18 protein-coding genes and 3 riboswitches are annotated in these 18,784 nt (G+C 41.3%); of the genes, 9 read left to right on the forward strand and 9 right to left on the reverse strand.

The genetic code is table 11. The features are described from left to right. Positions 1–406: 406 nt before the first annotated feature. The 5 genes from K0R93_RS10700 to K0R93_RS10720 all read left to right on the forward strand — a co-directional run bounded on the left by K0R93_RS10700 (position 407) and on the right by K0R93_RS10720 (position 4,692). Positions 407–1,459 carry a M42 family metallopeptidase gene (locus K0R93_RS10700; RefSeq protein WP_300301047.1) on the forward strand — a complete coding sequence of 351 codons (1,053 nt, stop codon included), beginning with the start codon at positions 407–409 and terminating at the stop codon, positions 1,457–1,459. Then, positions 1,450–2,478 (forward strand): M42 family metallopeptidase, encoded by a 1,029-nt coding sequence (locus K0R93_RS10705; protein ID WP_300301049.1) that lies wholly within the window; start codon positions 1,450–1,452, stop codon positions 2,476–2,478. The genes K0R93_RS10700 and K0R93_RS10705 overlap by 10 nt, the downstream gene beginning before the upstream one ends. Further along, the gene (locus K0R93_RS10710) at positions 2,471–3,472 is read left to right on the forward strand and encodes a M42 family metallopeptidase (RefSeq protein WP_330685143.1); all 1,002 of its coding nucleotides are present in this window, start codon (positions 2,471–2,473) and stop codon (positions 3,470–3,472) included. The genes K0R93_RS10705 and K0R93_RS10710 overlap by 8 nt, the downstream gene beginning before the upstream one ends. A gap of 152 nt (positions 3,473–3,624) precedes the next feature. Continuing rightward, entirely contained in the window at positions 3,625–4,296 is a 672-nt protein-coding gene (locus tag K0R93_RS10715; RefSeq protein WP_300301053.1) for a YetF domain-containing protein, read from the forward strand. Positions 4,297–4,311: 15 nt separating this feature from the next. Continuing rightward, complete coding sequence (locus tag K0R93_RS10720) at positions 4,312–4,692, forward strand: DUF4363 family protein (protein WP_300301055.1); 381 nt, start codon at positions 4,312–4,314, stop codon at positions 4,690–4,692. Positions 4,693–4,707: 15 nt separating this feature from the next. Here the strand turns inward: K0R93_RS10720 and K0R93_RS10725 are convergent, their stop codons facing one another. Genes K0R93_RS10725 through K0R93_RS10740 form a run of 4 tightly spaced genes read right to left on the reverse strand, consistent with a single transcriptional unit; the run spans position 4,708 to position 8,616 of the window. Next, on the reverse strand, positions 4,708–5,622 hold the full coding sequence (locus tag K0R93_RS10725) for a dihydroorotate dehydrogenase (RefSeq protein WP_300301058.1): 915 nt from the start codon (positions 5,620–5,622) through the stop codon (positions 4,708–4,710). After that, complete coding sequence (locus K0R93_RS10730; protein WP_300301060.1) at positions 5,609–6,379, reverse strand: dihydroorotate dehydrogenase electron transfer subunit; 771 nt, start codon at positions 6,377–6,379, stop codon at positions 5,609–5,611. Before K0R93_RS10730 ends, K0R93_RS10725 begins: the two co-directional genes overlap by 14 nt. A gap of 12 nt (positions 6,380–6,391) precedes the next feature. After that, positions 6,392–7,336, reverse strand: coding sequence for an orotidine-5'-phosphate decarboxylase (pyrF, locus tag K0R93_RS10735; protein ID WP_300301063.1), 945 nt, complete (start codon positions 7,334–7,336; stop codon positions 6,392–6,394). Next, entirely contained in the window at positions 7,327–8,616 is a 1,290-nt protein-coding gene (locus K0R93_RS10740; protein ID WP_330685144.1) for a dihydroorotase, read from the reverse strand. The genes pyrF and K0R93_RS10740 overlap by 10 nt, the downstream gene beginning before the upstream one ends. A 423-nt stretch (positions 8,617–9,039) precedes the next feature. Between K0R93_RS10740 and pyrB the strand changes: the two genes are divergently transcribed. From pyrB to K0R93_RS10760, 4 genes are all read left to right on the forward strand, one after another. Then, positions 9,040–9,978: an aspartate carbamoyltransferase gene (gene pyrB / locus K0R93_RS10745; RefSeq protein WP_300301065.1), complete on the forward strand. Its 939-nt coding sequence runs from the start codon at positions 9,040–9,042 to the stop codon at positions 9,976–9,978. Beyond that, a complete protein-coding gene (locus K0R93_RS10750; protein WP_300301067.1) occupies positions 9,972–10,400 on the forward strand; it encodes an aspartate carbamoyltransferase regulatory subunit in 429 nt (142 codons plus the stop codon). The genes pyrB and K0R93_RS10750 overlap by 7 nt, the downstream gene beginning before the upstream one ends. Before the next feature lie 233 nt (positions 10,401–10,633). Next, positions 10,634–10,769: riboswitch (cyclic di-AMP (ydaO/yuaA leader) on the forward strand. 166 nt (positions 10,770–10,935) lie between these two features. After that, a riboswitch (cyclic di-AMP (ydaO/yuaA leader) is annotated at positions 10,936–11,072 on the forward strand. A gap of 72 nt (positions 11,073–11,144) precedes the next feature. After that, entirely contained in the window at positions 11,145–11,774 is a 630-nt protein-coding gene (locus tag K0R93_RS10755; RefSeq protein WP_300301069.1) for a GNAT family N-acetyltransferase, read from the forward strand. Between the two features lie 55 nt (positions 11,775–11,829). Next, positions 11,830–11,926: riboswitch (THF riboswitch) on the forward strand. Positions 11,927–12,012: 86 nt separating this feature from the next. Continuing rightward, positions 12,013–12,525 (forward strand): folate family ECF transporter S component, encoded by a 513-nt coding sequence (locus K0R93_RS10760; protein WP_300301071.1) that lies wholly within the window; start codon positions 12,013–12,015, stop codon positions 12,523–12,525. Between the two features lie 35 nt (positions 12,526–12,560). Here K0R93_RS10760 and K0R93_RS10765 read toward each other — a convergent pair whose 3' ends face one another. From K0R93_RS10765 to K0R93_RS10785, 5 genes are all read right to left on the reverse strand, one after another. Next, positions 12,561–13,661, reverse strand: a complete 1,101-nt coding sequence (locus K0R93_RS10765; protein WP_300301073.1) for a CoA protein activase — start codon at positions 13,659–13,661, stop codon at positions 12,561–12,563. Further along, positions 13,600–14,628 carry an acyl-CoA dehydratase activase-related protein gene (locus K0R93_RS10770; protein ID WP_300301075.1) on the reverse strand — a complete coding sequence of 343 codons (1,029 nt, stop codon included), beginning with the start codon at positions 14,626–14,628 and terminating at the stop codon, positions 13,600–13,602. Before K0R93_RS10770 ends, K0R93_RS10765 begins: the two co-directional genes overlap by 62 nt. Positions 14,629–14,767: 139 nt before the next feature. Further along, entirely contained in the window at positions 14,768–15,472 is a 705-nt protein-coding gene (locus K0R93_RS10775; protein WP_300301077.1) for a hypothetical protein, read from the reverse strand. Next, the gene (locus K0R93_RS10780) at positions 15,447–16,340 is read right to left on the reverse strand and encodes a methylenetetrahydrofolate reductase (protein WP_300301080.1); all 894 of its coding nucleotides are present in this window, start codon (positions 16,338–16,340) and stop codon (positions 15,447–15,449) included. The genes K0R93_RS10775 and K0R93_RS10780 overlap by 26 nt, the downstream gene beginning before the upstream one ends. 1 nt (position 16,341) lies before the next feature. Next, positions 16,342–18,753, reverse strand: coding sequence for a homocysteine S-methyltransferase family protein (locus K0R93_RS10785; protein ID WP_300301082.1), 2,412 nt, complete (start codon positions 18,751–18,753; stop codon positions 16,342–16,344). Positions 18,754–18,784 lie beyond the last annotated feature (31 nt).

Here is an 18,784-nt window from a genome sequence, read left to right on the forward strand (position 1 = left end):
CCGCTAACGGCTAACTGCTAACCAATATATATGCTGGCTTAATTCTTACACTGTGTAGTTTTCAAAGACCAAAGTTTGTGTCGCTCGTTTTGGCGACTTATCTATCTTAGCATCTTTTCGATACTGTGTCAACACGTTTTTTACTGGTAAATTTTATTACCTGGTTACTTGTGACGACAAATACTATCTTACCATGTTTCTACTCTTAAATCAACTGGTAATATTTCCAACCTGTTAACGCTTACCCCTTGCATCAAGGACAAAAACTAATATATCATATTTTCAGGACTAGGTCAATATCTAGATCTATGTTAATATTATCCATTTTATCTTATGGATTCGGGCATATTTTCAGTAATTTCTGTTATAATGATAGCTGTAGGTTAATTTTGGAAGGAGGAAATCAATGAAACTAGAGCAGATGCTAAGAGACATGGTGGAGACCCCTGGCATATCAGGATTTGAACATATTGTCAGTGGTGTCATCCAGAGATATTTTCAGGATCTGGCCGATGAGTTTAGAAGTGACAGATTAGGCAATCTGGTCATGCATAAGAAGGGTATGGGACCTAATTCAATAAAAATCATGCTTGCTGCCCATATGGACGAAATCGGTCTCATGGTGAAAAAAATAGATGACAAAGGTTTTATTCAGTTTACCAATATAGGCGGCGTTGACCAAAGAACCCTTTTGACCCAAGAGGTCATGGTTCACGGAACCCAGGACTTATTTGGTGTAATCGGAACCAAACCTCCTCACATTCTAGATCCAAGTGATCGGTCAAAAGCCATTAAAATGGAAGACATGCTCATCGATGTGGGCCTTTCTAAGGAAGAAGTAGAGAAGATTGTTCGCGTTGGTGATTCCATTACTATTCATCGGAAAATGATCACCCTTCAAAATGGATTGATTGCCGCAAAAGCCTTGGATGATCGTGCAGGCGTTGCTGTAATGTATGAATGCCTTCAGATATTACAAAAGCTAAAGCATCAGTGCGATGTATATGCTGTAGCTACTGTTCAAGAAGAGGTTGGTACAAGGGGTGCCACTGTTAGTACATATAATATCCTTCCTGATATCGGTATTGCCATTGACGTAACCTTCGGATCGACTCCCGAACTTTCAAAGGATGAGACCTATGAACTTGGTAAAGGTCCTACCATTGGCCTAGGCGCTAATATTCATCCTAAAATTTATGATAGATTTGTTCAAATCGCAAAAGATCACAATATTCCTTATCACGTAGAAATTGTTCCAGGTCATTCGGGAACCGATGCATGGGCAATGCAGGTTACACAATCTGGGGTAGCAACGGGCCTGCTTTCTATTCCATTGCGATATATGCATACATCGGTAGAAACCCTAGATACAAATGACATCAAAAACACAGGAAAGCTCCTTGCTTATTTTATTGCAAGTTTAGATGAAGAAGATTTGGAGGGATTCCTATGCTATTAAAAAGACTCACCGAGGCCTCTGGCTTACCGGGCAATGAAAAGGAAATCAGGGATATTATTAAGGATGAGATCACGGACTATGTAGATGAAATCAAAGTAGATCGATTGGGTAATTTAATAGCTATAAAAAAAGGCAAAGAAGGCTATCCAAGAGTTATGCTGGCTGCACATATGGATGAAATCGGTCTTATGGTAAAATCCATCGATGAAGGTGGCTTCATCAAGTTTGTTCCCGTTGGTGGTATTGATGATCGTATCCTCGTTTCAAAGGTAGTTCAAATAGGAAACAATAAGATTCCCGGTGTTATCGGCGCAAAGGCGATCCACCTGCAAGAACCTGATGAACGTGAGAAAGCCTTGAAACATAAGCAGTTGTACATCGACATTGGGGCCAAATCTAAGGCAGAAGCTGAAAAACTTGTTTCCAAAGGAGATTATATCTCTTTTGTCAGTGATTATGTAGAGTTTGGAAATAACCTTGTAAAGGCAAAAGCCCTTGATGATCGTGTAGGTTGTTCTATCTTAGTGGAGTTATTAAAAGAAGCCTACGATGCCACCATCTGTGCAGTGTTTTCTGTGCAAGAGGAAATTGGCTTAAGGGGTGCAAGAGTGGCCGCCTATGGTATTAATCCGGACTTTGCCCTAGTCCTTGAAGGCACAGTCTGTTCTGATGTTAGTAATGTCGATGAGGCTCAGCATGGTACCCGATTAGGTCATGGTCCTGCGCTGTCTATCATGGATATGGCTTCTCTTTTTGACAAGGGGCTCACGAAACGGATTCATCAGATTGCTGTAGACAACAACATAAATATTCAATTTAGACAGATTGCAACGGGTGGTAACGATGCTGGATCCATTCATCTTACCCGTGAGGGAATTCCCTCTGCTGCATTATCTATTCCTTGCCGTTACATTCATTCTCCAGCTTCTATCATGTCTAAAGATGATTATGACGGATGTAGAAAACTCATGCAACTCTTCCTAAAAAGTATAGAAAAGGAGGCATATGCCCGTGGATAATGGACAATTAAGCCTATTAAAGAAGCTGGTGGAATCCTATGGTCCTTCCGGCAGTGAAGAAAAGATCAGAGATATTATTATGGATGAAATTAAGGATTATGCGGATGAAATGAAAATTGATCGAATGGGTAATCTTATCGCAATCAAAAAAGGTCCAGGTAAAAGAATCATGATTGCAGCCCATATGGACGAAATTGGCGTCATTGCCACAAGCATTGATGATAATGGATTTATTCGTTTCTCCAATGTCGGCGGCGTATCCCCCTTTACTGCCCTGTACCAACGGGTTATCTTTTCAGATGGAACCATCGGGGTTGTATCTATGGAGCACTTAGATGAAATGAAAGATTTAAAGCTAAATAAAATGTTTATCGATATCGGTACTAAATCTAAAGAAGAAACCTTAAAGAAGATTGATATTGGAGATGTGGGATGCTTTTATAACACGCTCACCCAAGATGGCGATCGACTAGTCGCCAAAGCCATGGATGACCGCATCGGTTGCTTTATTGCCATCGAGGCGTTAAAGGCAGTGAAAGATTCTCCCAATGAGTTATACTTTGTCTTTACGGTGCAAGAAGAAGTGGGTATTCGTGGAGCAAAAACAGCTGCCTATGGTATCGACCCTGACATGGGCATTGCCGTGGATGTTACCCTTACAGGTGACACACCAAAGGCACGAACCATGGATGTGAAGATCGGTGATGGCCCTGCCATCAAGATCAGGGATAATTCAATGCTGACTCATCCAGCTGTAAAGAATCTTATGATCGATACTGCAAAGGCCAATAACATCCCCTATCAGTTAGAAGTGCTAGAGTTTGGCGGCACAGACTCCGGCGCTATTCACTTGACCCGCAGCGGTGTACCCTCCGGTGTCATTTCCATTCCATGCAGATATGTTCATAGCCCTTCTGAAATGGTATCTGAGAAAGATGTTGAACATTCTATTATCCTATTAACGAAAACGCTTGAACAAGATATTCAATTTTAGAGACAAAAGCCCTACAGCAAGATTTAAGCTGCAGGGCTTTTGTCTTTGTTTTTTATACAGTATTATTTATATTTCTACATAGAATAAAATACCCCATTCTAGCAAAATTTAAATAGTATAGGATGAATTCTACGAGAAAGGGTGCTTTCTTAATGCTCATTATATTGATAAGAACATTATTCATATACTTTTTTGTCGTTTTCGCCATTCGTATGATGGGAAAAGGAGAGTTAACCGAGCTCCAGCCCTTTGAACTGGTGATTATGCTGATGATTGCAGAGTTGGCTGCCCTTTCTATGGAAAATACAGGTGCATCTATTTTAAACAATCTTGTGGCAATTATCACCCTGCTCTTTGCCCAGATTTTGATCTCATATATAAATATGAAAAGCGAATGGGCTCGGGGCATCATCTGCGGTAAACCTAGCGTACTTGTGGAAAAGGGAAAAATCAACATGAAGGAATTACAGCGTCTGCGTATCAATATCAATGATTTGGTTGAACAAGTACGGGAAAAGGATTATGTAAGTTTAACCGATGTGGAGTTCGCTATTTTGGAAACCAACGGGGAACTAAGCATCATTCCTAAAGCAAACAAAAGGCCAGTCACCATCGAGGACTTAAATATAAAAGCTACCTATGAGAGAATGCCTGTCTCTCTTATTATCGATGGTCATATCAACCATTATAATTTAAAAATAGCCCAACACGATGAAAACTGGCTCTTAGAACAATTGAAAAGTCGTAGTATTGATAATTATAAAGATGTATTATTTTGCTTTCTAGATGAAAATCGAAAACTGTATGTACAAAAGAAGGATTAGGAGGAATCAAGCCCTATGCGATCATTAATTGGTGTTTCTGTTGTTATTCTTGTCATTATTGCCGGATGGTTGTTTGCCTACAATTACATTGATGCCCACGCAACAGACCTGATCCAAGCCCTAGAGCAAATGACAAAGGATATTGAATCAGAAAATTGGGATACTGCTTCAGACAAATATTTGAAAACCAGAGAACAATGGCTTGAGATTAGAGATCGATGGGCCGTTATTATTCACCACCATGAAATAGATAACATTGATCTCGCCATGGCACGAACCCGTAAGTATATTGAAGAAAAAGATAAACCTCTTTCCCTTGGCGAGATCGAGGTTCTGAAGCAATTATTTCATATTGTAAAAGAAAGTGAGACCGTCACCCTAACAAACCTATTATAATGATAAAATTCTGTATTAAAATTTTAGCTTTCCTATGATGTCCTTCACAGATGTATATCCTTTTCTTTCTAGATATGCCCGTATCCCCTCATAAATTTCAGCAGTTACGAAGGGATTTATGAAGTTGGCTGTACCTACAGCAATGGCACTGGCTCCCGCTAGTAAGAATTCAATGGCATCATTGGGATTGGAGATTCCCCCCATCCCGATGATCGGTATGGATACAGTCTGGGCTGTTTCATAAACCATCCGTAGGGCCACTGGTTTCACTACAGGCCCAGAAAGGCCTCCAATTCCCCTTGCCAAAATAGGCTTTTGCTGCTCAATATCAATAGCCATCCCTATGAGCGTATTAATAAGAGACAGACAATCTGCTCTCCCTTCTTCAGCAGCCCGGGCAACCTCTCGAATATCTCGAACATTTGGACTAAGTTTAACAATTAAATACTTATTGGTATGTTCCCTGACGCTTTTGGTCACTTTGTAGACCATTTCTGGATCTCGTCCAAAGGCTACGCCACCCTCTTTGACATTGGGACAAGATATGTTTAATTCTAAAGCATCTACCCCTGTATCCGATAGTCTTTCCGCAATTCTGCAGTACTCCTCTATGGTGTTCCCATTGATATTTGCAATCACCCGTGTGTTAAATTGAGATAGATAAGGCAATTCTTCTTGGATAAACGCCTCTACCCCTGGATTCTGTAGACCTACACTATTGAGCATGCCCATAGGTGTTTCTGCTACCCTAGGCACAGGATTGCCTTTTCGTTCTTCAAGGGTAAGGCCTTTCACCATGATTCCGCCTAAGGTATTTAAGTCCACATATTCTCCGTATTCCCTACCAAATCCAAAGGTTCCAGAAGCAGCCATGATGGGATTCTCTAAGGTGAGGCCCTTCAAATCAACGGCCATATCAATTGTTTTCATCAAAAATCACCTCTTCTCCCCAAAATACCGGCCCTTCTTTACATGTCCGTACATAATCCCAATCATCTCCAGCTTTTACTTTACAGCTGCAGACCAAGCAGGCCCCTACACCGCAAGCCATCCTCTCTTCCATGGCCAGTTGCGTAGGAATCCCCTTCTCCTTACCGAACTGTTGAATCTGTTTTAACATAACCTCTGGCCCGCAAGCATAAATCATCTCAGGCGAATTTTCCATGGCGGCTTCCATCAGTGCTGTCACGTATCCTTTTACACCAAAGCTTCCATCCTCGGTGGCTACCTCCACTGTACTGCAATATTTTTTAAAAGTCTCTACTAGGTAAGGCTCTGTTCGAAATCCAAGTAGTACCTTAACCTCTCTCGCTTTAATGGTCTTACAAAGCTCCACCAATGGTGCTGTCCCTATGCCGCCACCCACCAAGAGAATTTTCTCTCCTGTTGGCGTAAATCCATTACCCAATGGTCCTATAATATCCAAATCATCTCCTACTTTTCTATTACAAAGCGCCTCCGTTCCTTTTCCTGATTTTCGAACGATGAAACGCAACTGGTTAGCTTCCACCTCACAAATACTGATCGGTCTCCGTAGGTAGGACTTCCCTTCTTCGCTGCATTTTATATGGAAAAATTGTCCTGCTTTGATCTCCTTCCATTCTACAGGTCTTGTTACACTGATTTTATAGATATCTTCAGCTATTCTCTCTGTATTAAGAACCTTACATAAGCTGGATGTTTTCATCCAATCCCTCCCTTACCAGTATTGTTTGCCTTCCTGAACTAACAAACCATTGATCGCTTCTTGCATCTTTAAAGTTGCAGCCCGTGCAGCCTTTCCAAAATCTTTCTCTCCATATCCATTGACCTGTTTTTGATAGGCATAGAGGATGTCTCGAGATGAATTGATGATTGCGCCTAAGCCTCCTTCATCAAAACAGTCTATAATATCCTTGGCAGTTCCCCCTTGGGCTCCGTAGCCTGGCACAAGAAAGTAGGATGCTGGCATTAGTCTTCTTAGGTTTCTCGCTTCCTCAGGGTAGGTGGCACCTACCACAGCCCCTATCGATGAATATCCATGGACACCTATTGTTTTTTTACTCCATTGATCCACGAGGCGAGCAACAATTTCGTATATTTTCTTTCCTTCGGTCTCTAAATCTTGAAGCTGGCCAGATGTGGGATTCGATGTCTTTACCAACACAAACATCCCCTTTTCGTAGTCCACGATATCTTTCATAAATTCTTTGAGACAATCATCTCCTAAATAGGGATTTACGGTGATGGCATCACTGAAAAAAGCTTCTATTTTTTCTCCTTCCACATCGGTCATACCCAGATATGCATCAGAATATGCCTTGGATGTGGTCCCAATATCCCCCCGCTTCACATCCCCAATAACCAGCAGCCCCTTTTCTTGAGCCAGCTTGCATGTTTTCTGATATATTTCTAGCCCTTCCAGTCCGTACTGCTCATAAAAAGCAATCTGGGGCTTTACTGCAGGAACAAGATCATGGACAGACCCAATGATTTCCTGGTTGAATATCCATACGGCTTCTGCTGCTCCCCGTAAATTTTTACCATAGGTACAATAGGATTTCTCCCGAATATGGGTGGGAATCATATCTAATCTTGGATCTAGTCCCACCACAATATTGCTCTTTTTTAACTTGATTTGCTGAATCAATCGATCTATGAACATAAAATCTCTCCCTTCTCCATCACAATTTTCCCCTCAACCAAAGTGTACAGCACCTTTCCTTTTACAGACTTTCCATGAAATGGCGTATTCTTTCCCTTAGATACAAACTTATTTGCATCAATTTTCTCCACCTGCTCTAGATCTAAAATCACTAAATCTGCCGAATGTCCAACTGTCAGAGTCCCCTTATCAATACCAATGATTGTTGATGGTAAATAACTCATTTTTTCAATCAACTGGGGCAGACTTAGGATTCCCTTCTCAACCAATTCCGTATAACAGATGCTAAAGGCCGTTTCTAAGCCGCTAATACCAAAGGAAGCTTTCTCGTAATCTACCCTCTTGCTGTCTTCATCATGGGGTGCATGGTCTGTGGCGATGATGTCAATGGTTCCATCTTTTAATCCTTGACATACCGCATCTACATCCTCTTGACTCCGGAGAGGAGGATTGACCTTCGTATAGGTGTCTTGACGTGTCACCATGTCATCTGTAAGTGTGAAATGATGGGGTGCTACTTCGCTCGTGATTTTCAGCCCCTTTTTCTTGGCTTGACGTACCAGTTCAACAGACTCCTTTGTGCTGATATGGGCAATGTGGAGATGGGTTCCATATTTTTCAGCCAGTTCTATGTCTCTCGCAACAATTTTCCACTCAGCGGCATTAGGAATCCCTTTCAGTCCTGTACGTTTACTGCATTTGCCTTCATTCACACTGCCCCCTTGGGCTAGATCGTAATCCTCACAGTGATCAATGAGGGGAATGCGGTTTTTAAAAGCATTCTCAAAAGCTTTTTCCATAATGCTTATATCCATGGGCGTCTTCCCATCATCGGATAAGGCAACCACACCACTTTCCACCAATTTTTCCACATTTGTCAAACTGCTTCCATCAAGATTTGCTGTGATACTCCCTATGGGCAACACATTCACGATACCTTCTTTTTTTGCTTTATCTAAAATATACTGGACAATCTCTTTTGAATGAATAGCAGGATTTGTGTTTGGCATGCAGGCAATGGTGGTGAAACCACCCATGGCCGCGCTCATGGTACCTGTTCTGATGTTTTCCTTATGTTCAAACCCAGGTTCCCGCAGATGGACATGGATATCCACAAAACCAGGGGCTACCACCATGCCAGAAGCATCTATTGTTTTTGCTTCTTCCACATGGACACATGGTGCAATCATTCCTATTTTTCCGTCAATCACCAGAATATCCATAACTTTATCTATCCCATTCCCAGGATCTATCACCCTGCCATTTTTGATAACAATCACACAAATCCCTCCTTTGAAATTGCAAAATAAAAAGCCTTCTACCAGAGGCAGAAGGCTGTACGATACCCATAACAAAATACAGATATATCCTATCCATATTTATCGCGTTCATCCTTACCGGCCTCTCTGGACCAATTTAAAGGTATGCATATTCATTTTTTCTATGTTACCATATGGGTTTCCATGATGTCAACGAAAATATTCTATTCTGTTTTATATTGACATCCTTTAGGTTCTGTGATAAATTTAGAAAAAACAAATCACCCTTTAAATTAACCCTGCGAGGTTAAAAAGGTTATGCGAAGCAGTCAAGCTTAATTAGATTGATTATGCCTTTTTTCCTCGTGGAGAAAAGGCATTTGTTTTTGTCCAAGCAAAGTACCTTTAACTTGGTCCTGTGAGACTAAAAAGGAGGAGTAAACCATGAACAACCATAAAATTAGACATTTGATCGAACCTGAAGATTTCACCCTTGAAGAGCTTAATGAAGTGGTAGCACTGGGGAAAAAAATGTATGAAGCACCAGCAGAATATAAAAGGGCCTGTGAAGGCAAGATTCTTGCTACCCTTTTCTATGAACCAAGTACCAGAACAAGATTTAGCTTTGAAACAGCCATGCTCCGCTTAGGGGGAAGTATCATTGGCTTTAGTGACGCAAATACCAGTTCTGTATCCAAGGGTGAAAGTATCGCAGACACCATCCGATGCATGTCAGCCTATGCTGATATTGCTGTGATGCGCCATCCTAAGGAAGGTGCTCCAAAGTTAGCCTCCCACTACGCTTCAATTCCCATCATCAATGGGGGCGACGGCGGTCACCAGCATCCGACCCAGACCTTGACAGACTTACTGACCATCAAAATGTATAAGGAAACCATAGAAGGTCATACAGTGGCTTTTTGCGGAGACTTAAAGTTCGGTCGAACCGTCCATTCTTTGATCCGCACCCTCGCAAGGTATAATACAAAGAAATTTATCTTAATCTCTCCTGAAGAGTTGACCCTTCCTGACACATTAAAAAGATCCTTAAAACAGGACTTCGATGTGGAACTTCAGGAAGCCCGCTATATTGAAGATGTGATCTCTGAAATCGATATACTCTATATGACAAGGATTCAGAAGGAAAGATTCTTCAACGAGGCTGATTATGCGCGCCTCAAGGATAGCTATCTCCTCAATCAATCCAAACTTAGCCATGCAAAAAAAGATATGATTGTGATGCATCCCCTACCGAGAGTAAATGAAATCGCCTATGATGTAGATGATGATCCAAGGGGTGTGTATTTTAAGCAGGCAGAATTAGGGGTTTATGCCCGAATGGCTTTAATTACAAAACTATTGGGGGTGGATGTATCATGTTAGAGGTAGCCAGCATCAAAAGAGGCATTGTTTTGGATCATATATCCTCGGGAAATGGACTAAAGATATTTAATAAGCTTATGCTGGATCAAGTCGATTTTCCTGTGGTTCTATTGATGAATGTATCTAGCAAGGACATGAAAAGAAAAGATATCATCAAGATAGAAAACAGCATTGATATTGACTTAGATTTCTTGGGTCTCATCGATCAAAATATTACAGTGAATGTCATCGAAAACAACAAAATCATCTCTAAAAAAAAGGTCAGCCTACCCAAGAAAATCAAAGGTCTGTTCTCTTGTCACAATCCTAGATGTATTACCAATTCTGATGATTACGTAAAACCTACTTTCCATTTGGTGTCAGAAACATCTATGGAATATAAGTGCAGCTACTGTGAAGAAATTACAAAGTACAAACTATAGAATCCTACAATCGGAAGGCCACAGGGGCCTTCCTCCATATAATTTTTTAGTAATTTAGCACCTTTTTCCATGTACATGCATATACTGTAATAATCAGGGCAAGAATACCTAAATGAAGGGTTCTGTTTAACATCTAATTAGGAAATTTTTTTTAGCAAAGGTTTTCTATATATTTACATTTCTATAACTCTATGGTATAATTATTGCAAATACGCAATCCACAATTACATAGTCAATTTGGAGCGCTGAATTCTTTTTACAAGAAGCGGGGGAACCATTATTTTGGGGTGAATCTCTTTTATTAGAGTAGGGTCATCTTCTTTCGATCCGAATCCGTCAGCTAACCTCGTAAGCGTTGGAAGAGGAGATTGATCGCGTGATAATGAAATATACTAGCACGCCTAGTATTCTATTCTCATTGACACGACATGCGAACTATGGCAATTCTCCATGGTTTTTTCTTTTCTCTTTCTTTAGTTCCTTTATTTATAACTTATTCTATATTAAAATTCTTTTGCGCTCCATGGGATTATTATATGTAAATACGCTGAATTCTTTTTACAAGAAGCGGGGGAACCATTGTTTTTGGGGTGAATCTCTTTTATTAGAGTAGGGTCATCTTCTTTCGATCCGAATCCGTCAGCTAACCTCGTAAGCGTCGAAAGAGGAAGATGCAGTTATGGCTTTCCATATGCTCATTTTCCTTGTGGCCAACTATCAATTTTTAGAGGAGGATGATGATTTATGGATTTAATGAACTTTTATCAAGACACTAAATTAAGTGCTGCAATTCCCACGATTGATACCCTTCAGATCCGAAAGGCAACAGCAAAGGATTTAACATCAATCTATCGTGTAGCTTGTTCCGTAGGTACACGAACCAAAGAATCCTATTCAGGATTTTTGGTAGATGATTATTCTGCAAAGCCTAAACACTATCAGAAATTTTTCCAAGAACGCATCTTGGAACTCGATCATTTCTATGTGGCTGAAGGCCATGGTATCCTGGGCTTCCTCATGGCATATACCAAAGAACAATGGTTAAAATATAACCCCGATTGGATCCAAGAAACCCATTGGCGTCCTGACTTTGATATGAGTAAAACTGATAATTTTGTTGTGGTAGACAAAACCGCTATTCTATCTAATCTAACAGGTAAAGGTATCGGAAGTTTCCTTTACAAACAATTGATAAAAGATTTAAAAGCAAAAGGTATCGAGGATATTTTCGCAGAAACCATCATCAGCCCAACACCAAACTTTGCATCCCTTGCATTCCGGGAGAAGCAAAAGTATACTTTGGCAGGTATGCGTTATGAAGATTATAACGACACCCTTTATACGGATTTAATTTACCACAAGCCTGTTTTATAGATATTTTTCTACATGACCCTTTACAGTCCATCGTTTTCCATGTATGATTATGGATAGCAGAGTAAGAGCCGTGCGTTAAGTGTTAAGGGATGGGAAGTTGCCCTTAGACGAAGAATGTTCTACATTCGCGATATGGTTCCGCGTCCGCTGCTGCATTAGAGAGGACTGACTTATCTACACTTTCTTTCTCTTTAGTGTGGCTTTATGTCAAACTAAAGAGAAAGGAGGTGTTTTTTGCATGAAGACAAAGAATCTCATCGTCATCTCTCTATTGGCCGCTTTAAGCATCGTGCTGACTAGATTTTTATCTTTTATGCTGCCGGTGGCAGGCATTTTGGGCATTCGTATAAGCTTTGGAGACATTCCTATCATGCTGGCAGGATTATTGTTTGGATCGATAGCTGGTGCTTTGACTGGTATCGTAGCAGATGTCATTGGGGCTGTATTCCTATCCCCCTATGGTTTCTTTCCTGGTTTTACATTAACAGCCGCATTGGTAGGTGCAATTCCGCCAATCTTGATGCGTCTGATGAATAAGAAGGATCTGGGATTTATCCATTTGTTCATTATCATCCTGGTAACTGATATCATTACTTCGCTAGGGCTAAATACCCTATGGCTGACCATGATGAATGGAAAAGCTTTTATGGTTCTATTACCGCCTAGAATTATTACCCGGGCTATCTTACTTGTTCCAAATACTATGCTTACCTATGCACTATACAAATCTACAAAAAAATTAGTAAAATAAATCATTCTAGATATAAAAACAAACAAGCTATGGGGTCATGACCCCATAGCTTGTTTGTTTTTTTCCCTCCTATTTCTCAGTAAATCAATATAGGCTTCCAATCTGGTCAGATATCCCGCTTCTCCTGTCATTTCATCAATAATCAGGGACAACACGGGAATGTCTCTCTCTTCTTGCACCTTAGGTAACGTACTCATGGCAACAATCTCCGGCATGCAGGTAAAAGGCATAACTTGGATCACACCATCATAGCCTTGATCCGCATATCGTACAGTGTTCCCAATGGTTTCTCTTCCATGACCCCCGATGCCAACCTTCATATAGGGTGCCGCAGCATCCCAAATATGCTTCTCGCCGCTGGTACCAATACTTCTATAATACACAACATCCGTAATCCATTCTCCTGCTGTATGGGATTTATGAACCGCGACGCCCATATCATTCAATTTTTTCCCTATTTCTAGATTTGAGAAATCATCAATTACTGTATAGATTTCCCCAACAATACCTACCCTTAAAACCTCACGTCCTCGATCCATGGGAATTTCATGGAATCGGTTGGCTGCCCAATCAATATGCTGAATCATTTCTCTAGCCCCTGTACTTGTTCCCAATTTCGTCAAAAGACCATGATAGAGCTGATCTACATCTCCTCTTTGGATTTCATAGGGTCTCTGCTGCAATACTTTCTCTTCAAATTCATTCAGCTTTTTTAATACCGTCATGGCACCTTTTAAGCTTTTCGCTATCTTGATGGGATTTTTTGTATTGGCGACCTTACCCACTCTCCGATAAAATTCAGGAATATCACCATCGGGCACCTCTAATACTACAATCTCGGCTTCGTACCCTAAGTCCTTGAGTATCTCCCTCTGTACTTCAGAATAATAACCAAATCTGCAGGGACCACAGCTCCCTGTGATGACAATGGTATCGGCTCCCTTTTCAATACTTTCTATATAATTGCCCAGGTTGATTTTTAGGGGCAGACAAATCAATTCTGGGGCGTACTTCGTACCAAGCTCCAAGGTTTTTTTACTGCACTTGGGAGGCACTACCGTTTCTACGCAAAGATCATCGAACAATGCTTTGATGGCTATGTATGTGCTGCCCATATGCGGAAAAGTTATTTTCATGATTTCTCCTCCATTTAATCATATCTACAAAAGCTTCTATCCTCGTATCCATGCCAGCCTCACCAGTGTGCTCATCTAAGGTTAATAAGGTAAACGGCTTGTCTGAATTTCTTCTTACTCTTCGCTCAACAATGTCAGCGAGGACAGAATCTAGTCCACATCCGAAGGATGACAAATAAATAATGCCCTGGATATCCTGCTGTTCCATGGCATGAAAAGCAGTTCCTAGAATCTTACGGCCAAAGCTCCAAAACATTTTTTTATCCATCACTGCGGCCTTTTCATTCATCGTCTTTACATCCATAGACTCTGGAGTCAATACTTGTAGTCCATATCCTCGTAATTTTTTCACAAGATTCATGCTGATGAAATCATCATAAAGATTATACGGATGGCCTAACAGTGCAATTTTATCACCGCTCCCCATGGTATGAAAGCCTTCATCATTTTTCCTTGCCAAGGCATCCGTAGGTAATACCCCTTGGCGTAATGCTGTTTTATATTGCCGATATCGCTCTAATGCTTTATTAAATGCCCACTCTGTTTTCCTTCGATCACTGGTGAAATATCCGCCCACTTCTTCCACAATCCTAGGTAGGTCTTTCTTGGATTTTCGGAAATCGATGGTGGGCTGAATCATGGTAGGCAGATTTCGTATAGAATGATTGACCATCTCTGGTAACCCGCAAAACTTAGGGCATATATACTCATTTTTATAGATGCTCATCAATCGAGGCAGGAATATATAATCCACTTTCTGATCCATTAAATTCTTCACATGCCCATGGTATATTTTCACAGGCAGGCAGGCTTCATCTACTGTACTCTTTACACCCATTTCAACGATCTTTTTGTTGGTTTCTTCTGAAATTATAACCTCGGCACCAAGAGACTCAAAAAAATCAGTCCAAAGGGGACCATAGTAATAATACAATAAGCCCCTCGGTATACCTACACGTACTGTCATACGCCCTCTCCCCTTGCTTTATCTATTCTTCTGTAATTACCTCTATCAGTATTAACGATTTGATGAGATTTTAAACTTTTCTCATACAAATAAGGGAAAGCAGATTGGACGATTCATCCACCCTGCTTTCCCTTTTCTCTTATCCCTTTGATCCGCTTCTACATGCCCATGTATTACAATCTTGACAATTTGTTTTACCATCACATAACCCTGTAGCCTTTGTGCCCACAGGATAGTTCGAAGCCTGGTGTGTTCTTGACCACCCGATCAAGGCAGTGATGGACTTTGTGGGTTCCAGAATACTAAAGGAATTTACCGTGATGTGTGATTTGGTATCTAAAATATCCAGTATTCTTCTTTGATCCTGCAAATGCCAATCACCATAACCAGGACTAAACCGCAATGTTGAGCAAAGTCCTTTGCTTAGAAAATTACGCTTCAGATATTTATGAAATCTTTCTATGAGAACCTCCACCGCATAAGATCCAAATCGATCTGCTATAATCCCTTCCCAAAACTGTCCCTTTCCATAGTTGATATTGCTATTTACGGTAATCTCCTCCCCTATAGTGACTGCCATCAGTGTTGTATTTTCACAGGATGCTAATCCCTTTGCCACATAGCTGCTGTCTATAGTGAAGGAATTCCCCCCTATGTCTTCCATGGAAATATAGTTCTGCCCTTTATGTTTTATCTTCATATCCACCCAGTGAATTTTCGGATGAATAAGGGTTTTCAGACTCGGTATATGCTTTTCTATCCCTGCAAGCTCAGGTACAGTATCGGGCAGCCTTTCTAATTCATCGTCTATACTAAAGCTATATAGCTTCTTTACATCCCACATTTTCATAATTCTCCTTTAGCAGGGTTTCAACCAATTGAATATCACCCATAGGGAAAATATGAACACCCTGTAGGCTTTGCTTCATTTCTTTGAAAAGCTCCTCAGCGATCTCCTGACCTGCTTCCCGTCCTTTTATTTCCAATCTGTCGATAAGCTGATCCGGCACATGAACACCTGGTACTTGTCTATTCAAGTATTTAGCAAGCTTCGCACTTTTTAGAGGCATCAACCCATAGATGATAGGCACGTTAATTTGATCTGCTATCCTTAAGAATTTCTCCAATTGACCTAAGTCAAAAATGGGCTGGGTCTGAAAAAATCCAACACCTGCATCAATCTTTCGATGGAGTTTCTCCAATTCTGCTTCCAGATCATCACTGGTGGGATTTACCACCCCACCGATAAAAAAATTGGTTTTTCCTTCTATAGCATTTCCTAACATGTCTTCCCCATTGTTCAAGCTGTTGGCAATCTTACCTAGGCCGATAGCATCCACATCGAACACGCCAGTCGCTTGGGGATGGTCTCCTTGTTCCGGCTTATCACCTGTCAATGTTAAGATATTCTTAACCCCTAGGGCATGGGCCCCAAGGAGCTCAGACTGTAACCCCAGTTGATTCCTATCCCTGCAGGTGAGATGGAATATGGTTTCTAGATTCAATTCGTTTTGAACCAAGTAGGCTAGAGCGATCGGACTCATTCTCATCTTTGCCATAGGGCTGTCAGCGATATTTACAGCATCGACTAATCCTGCCAAGGGTCTCATTTTTTCATATACACCCCAGGGATCAGCCCCTCTAGGTGGTTCCATTTCTACAGTAACCACAAACTGTTTTTTTTGTAACTTCGCTCTTAACGTATGTACCATATCAATTCCCCCTTGTTGTTAATTCCTCTAATACTTTTACTGCACCCACGGCATCTTCACTATATCCATCAGCACCGGATTCACGGGCGAATTCCTCCGTTACTACGGCACCCCCTGCGATGATCCTCACGTTAGGGAGCACTGCCTTGATGCTGGCAATGGTCTTTGGTATTTCAGTCATGGTGGTTGTCATCAGTGCACTTAGACCAATGAAATCAGCTTTTCCCTTTTCTGCGGCTTCAATGAAAGCTTCTGGAGAAACATTTTTCCCTAAATCGACCACATGGTATCCATAATTCTTTAGGATCACCGCCACCACATTTTTTCCAATATCATGGACATCGCCTTGTACTGTCCCAATGACCACGGTTCCTTTACGCCCTATACTTTCCCCATTCTCTAAGGATTTTTCCAATCGTTGAAATACCTTTTCAGCCGTTTCTGCACTTAACATCAGCTGTGGTAAGTAAAACTCTCCATTTTTGAATTTTTCTCCTACAACCGCTAGTCCGGGTACTAATCCATTGTTGATGATTGCAAAGGCCTTGTTTCCTTGATGCAGCAAATCGTCCACAACATGTAGTACATCCATGGACCCCTTTACAATCAAATCTCTTACCTTTTCAAAAGTAGGTTTCTCCAAATGTTTATCTTGGGCTATCTGATTGTGTTTTTTTGATTCTAATGTTTGTTTATGATTTAAGTGGATATAATTTGATGCTCTGTCATCTCTTCCCGCCAAAAGAGATGCTGCCTGCCAACTGTCCATCATGGTTTTATCTGATGGATTGATAATGGCTAAGTCTAATCCATTTCCTATGGCCATGGCAAGAAAAGATGCATTGATTTTGCTCCTTTCTGGCAAACCATGGGAAACGTTGCTTACGCCTAATATGGTGTTCACATGGAGCTTTTCTCTAACCATTCTTAAAGTCTTTAATGTCTCCATGGGCGCCTTGTCATCGGTGCCCACTGTTAACACCAAGCAATCTACATAAATATCATTTCTAGAAATCCCTTGTGCATCACAGGCTTTCACGATTTTTTCTGCGATGGCATATCTGCCCTCTGCACTTTCTGGTATTCCATGTTCATCTAGGGCTAATGCTACAACCCCTGCCCCATATCGTTTGATGATGGGTAGAATTGTTTCAAGACTCTTCTGTTCTCCACTGATTGAATTCACCAGGGCCTTTCCATGATAAGATTCCAGGGCTTTCCCAATTACCTTTGGGTCTGTGCTGTCAATCACCAAGGGTACATCAATCTTCTGCTGAAGTAAATGAATCAATTTGCCCATGGTTTCTTGTTGATCAATTCCATGAACCCCCACATTGATGTCCAGTAAATGGGCACCTGCCTCCACTTGGATTTCTGCTTCATGCTGAATGATCCCATATTGTCCTTGCTTAAGACTTTCACCTAGGGCTTTCCGTGCTGTAGGATTGATTCGCTCTCCTATGACTTTCGGCAGTTCATCCTTCCCTAAGAAAATGACCTTTTCTCTGCTTGCCAAAGTGCTTTTGGTTCCAGTCTTTATCTCAGAAAGAGTTATCTCTCCCGTTCTTTTTTTTATCTCTCTTGTATGGGCAGGTGTACTTCCACAGCAGGAGCCCATGAGATGAATTCCAAGCTCAAAGTAAGGTTTTAATGCATCAACAAAGCCGTTAGGTCCAAGGGGATAACTGACGACACCCTCTTTAAATTCCGGTAATCCCGCATTGGGCTGCACCAGCACAGGCAGATTTGTATGCTGGGAAATTTCCTTTACCACATAATAAAGCTCCTCCGGTCCTCCTGAACAATTTGCACCCACTGCCCAGGCTCCTAAGCTTTCCAATACCACGGCAGCACTGCTCGGGCTTACCCCTGTCAGGGTACGCCTGCCTTCGTAGGTAAGACTACAAATCACAGGGATAGAACATATATCGCGGGCTGCCAGCAGCGCACACCGAACCTCACCCAAATCATGGAATGTTTCCAACAGGATAAAATCAGGACTTTCTTCTGCCAAGGCGCCAATTTGCTCTCTAAATACTTCATAGATTTCTTGAAAGGTTTTTTTCCCAACTGGCTCTATGAATTGCCCCGTAGGCCCCACCGAAGCAGCTACATAACTACCAAATGCTTCTGCTGCCCTTTTGGCGATTCTAACGCCTTCTCGATTGATCTCATTCACCTGGCTGTCTAGTCCATATTCCGCTAATTTCCAACGATTTCCCCCAAAAGTATTGGTGGTAATCACGTCTGCTCCAGCCTGTAGATAAGACAAATGGATTTCTTCAATCTGTTGGGGATGCAGGATATTCATATAATCCGGACAAATTCCTGATTTGAGGCCCTTCTCTAGAAGCATTGTGCCCATGGCACCATCAAAAACCAATATTTTATCTAACTTCGGTATGTTTTTCATCATTTCACTCCCAATGTTTTATTTCTAAAAG

Source organism: Anaerosolibacter sp. (genome assembly GCF_029240175.1).
Classification (GTDB): Bacteria; Bacillota; Clostridia; order Peptostreptococcales; family Thermotaleaceae; genus Anaerosolibacter.

Excerpts from the sequence above, each read along its gene's own strand:
- K0R93_RS10700 (WP_300301047.1), top strand. The coding sequence starts at position 407 with ATGAAACTAGAGCAGATGCTAAGAGACATGGTGGAGACCCCTGGCATA.
- K0R93_RS10705 (WP_300301049.1), top strand. The coding sequence starts at position 1,450 with ATGCTATTAAAAAGACTCACCGAGGCCTCTGGCTTACCGGGCAATGAA.
- K0R93_RS10715 (WP_300301053.1), top strand. The coding sequence starts at position 3,625 with ATGCTCATTATATTGATAAGAACATTATTCATATACTTTTTTGTCGTT.
- K0R93_RS10720 (WP_300301055.1), top strand. The coding sequence starts at position 4,312 with ATGCGATCATTAATTGGTGTTTCTGTTGTTATTCTTGTCATTATTGCC.
- K0R93_RS10725 (WP_300301058.1), bottom strand. The coding sequence starts at position 5,622 with ATGAAAACAATTGATATGGCCGTTGATTTGAAGGGCCTCACCTTAGAG.
- K0R93_RS10730 (WP_300301060.1), bottom strand. The coding sequence starts at position 6,379 with ATGAAAACATCCAGCTTATGTAAGGTTCTTAATACAGAGAGAATAGCT.
- pyrF (WP_300301063.1), bottom strand. The coding sequence starts at position 7,336 with ATGTTCATAGATCGATTGATTCAGCAAATCAAGTTAAAAAAGAGCAAT.
- pyrB (WP_300301065.1), top strand. The coding sequence starts at position 9,040 with ATGAACAACCATAAAATTAGACATTTGATCGAACCTGAAGATTTCACC.
- K0R93_RS10750 (WP_300301067.1), top strand. The coding sequence starts at position 9,972 with ATGTTAGAGGTAGCCAGCATCAAAAGAGGCATTGTTTTGGATCATATA.
- K0R93_RS10755 (WP_300301069.1), top strand. The coding sequence starts at position 11,145 with ATGGATTTAATGAACTTTTATCAAGACACTAAATTAAGTGCTGCAATT.
- K0R93_RS10760 (WP_300301071.1), top strand. The coding sequence starts at position 12,013 with ATGAAGACAAAGAATCTCATCGTCATCTCTCTATTGGCCGCTTTAAGC.
- K0R93_RS10765 (WP_300301073.1), bottom strand. The coding sequence starts at position 13,661 with ATGAAAATAACTTTTCCGCATATGGGCAGCACATACATAGCCATCAAA.
- K0R93_RS10770 (WP_300301075.1), bottom strand. The coding sequence starts at position 14,628 with ATGACAGTACGTGTAGGTATACCGAGGGGCTTATTGTATTATTACTAT.
- K0R93_RS10775 (WP_300301077.1), bottom strand. The coding sequence starts at position 15,472 with ATGTGGGATGTAAAGAAGCTATATAGCTTTAGTATAGACGATGAATTA.
- K0R93_RS10780 (WP_300301080.1), bottom strand. The coding sequence starts at position 16,340 with ATGGTACATACGTTAAGAGCGAAGTTACAAAAAAAACAGTTTGTGGTT.
- K0R93_RS10785 (WP_300301082.1), bottom strand. The coding sequence starts at position 18,753 with ATGAAAAACATACCGAAGTTAGATAAAATATTGGTTTTTGATGGTGCC.